2 pseudogenes are annotated in these 1841 nt (G+C 67.5%); one reads left to right on the forward strand and one right to left on the reverse strand.

What is annotated here, in order from left to right:
- A pseudogene (locus JCM25156_RS25130) lies at positions 1-908 on the reverse strand (bifunctional enoyl-CoA hydratase/phosphate acetyltransferase); the annotation flags it as partial.
- 189 nt (positions 909-1097) lie between these two features.
- Here JCM25156_RS25130 and JCM25156_RS32215 point away from each other — a divergent pair.
- A pseudogene (locus JCM25156_RS32215) lies at positions 1098-1841 on the forward strand (NAD(P)-dependent oxidoreductase); the annotation flags it as partial.

Raw genomic sequence — 1841 nt, forward strand, 5'->3', positions numbered from 1 at the left:
CTGACGGATCATGACCGCCGCCACCAGGCAGGACAGCACCCGCACCGGCACCGGGTCGGCCCGGCTGGTCAGGATCACGGGCACGCGCATGCCCATGACGATGCCCGCCGCCTGCGCCTGCCCGATGAAGGTCATCTGCTTGGCCAGGATGTTCCCGGCCTCCAGATCGGGGGCGACCAGAATATCCGCCAGCCCCGCCACGGGGGAAACCACGCCCTTGCAGCGCGCGGCCTCGGGGCTGATGGCGTTGTCGAACGCCAGCGGACCATCCACGACACCGCCGGTAATCTGCCCGCGTTCGGCCATCTTGCACAGGATCGCCGCATCCAGCGTGGACGGGAGCGCGGGGTTGACCATCTCCACGGCCGAGAGCAGCGCGACCCGTGGCTGGGGCAGGCCAAGCATGTGCCCGAGGTCGATGCTGTTCTGGACAATGTCGCGCCGGGCCTCGATTTCCGGGGCAATGTTCACCGCGCCATCCGTCACCAGCAGCACGCGCGGGGCCTGCGGCGCGTCAATGACATAGACATGGCTCATGCGGCGGGTGGTGCGCAGCCCGCCTTCGTGGTGGCCGAGTTCGTGCAGGAAGATGCGGGAATGGAGCGAGCCTTTCATCAGCGCCGCTACCTTCCGTCATGGGCCATCCGCACGCCTTGGCGGGCCGCGTCCTCCGGGGTGGGCACATCGGCGAAAAGGCATCCCGACAGGTCGATTCCGGCGGTCGCGGCCATGTGGCGCATATGCACCGCCGGGCCGATCAGCGTGGGCACGGCCATCCCCTGCGCGACAATCCGGGCCGCGGCCTGAAGGGCGGGCACGCTGCATGGATAGACCACCCCCAGCGCCATGGGGGGCTGGCGGACAAGGGTTTTTGCAAGATCGTCAAAAAAACGCAGGGACCGCATCATGTCTTTATCTTTTTTCCCGTTACGAACAGGCCGTCGGACCCTGATGCCACAGGACCATCCCCCCTTCCGCCATCATCTTTATGCGAGGGGTGGCCCCCACGTGGTGTCCGGGCGTGACCTCATGCATGCTGGCGGCCGCCTGATGCGGGGGCCGGACGGCCCGCGCGCAACATGCCAAGGAGAAGACGCATGCCTACCACTCCCCTCCCCCTGATCGGTTTTATCGGATTCGGCGCCATGGCCTCACGCATGGGCGCCAACCTGGTCAAGGCGGGTTACCGGATCGCCGCCTATACGCCATCGGGCCGGGGCGGGGATGGCGGCACGCGATTCGTCTCCTCCCCCGATGCGCTGGCGCGGGAAGTGGATGTTCTCATCGCCTGCGTGCCCGATGACGAGGCGCTGACCAAATCCCTGCACGGGGCACAGGGCGCGCTTGCGGGCTGAAGGCCGGGAGCATGCTGATCAACACAAGCACCGTCGCCCCCGAAACGACCGAAGCGCTGGCCACGGAATGCAGGCGCGCGGCATCACCCTGATCGACGCGCCGGTGGCAGGCAGCACGCCGGAGGCGGAATCGGGCAACCTGATCGTCCTGGCCGGGGGCGCGGCGGAAGATATCAGCCATGCGCGACCCATATTCGACGCCATTGGCCGCCTGACCATCCATGCGGGGCCGATCGGCAGCGGCGCGAAGCTCAAGCTGGTCATCAACGGCATCATGGGGGCCACCCTCGCCGTGGTGGCGGAAGGCGTGACCTACGGGCTGGCGGCGGGACTGGACCGCAACATGCTGTTCGACGCGCTGGATGAGGTGCCCGTGATCTCACCGCACCACAAACGCAAGCTCAAGGCCGCGAAGGCGGGAGATTTCAGCCCGCAGTTCCCCGCGCGCCTCATGCAGAAGGACATGCGCCTGCTCCTGACCGACGC

The organism is Komagataeibacter kakiaceti JCM 25156 (assembly GCF_000613305.1).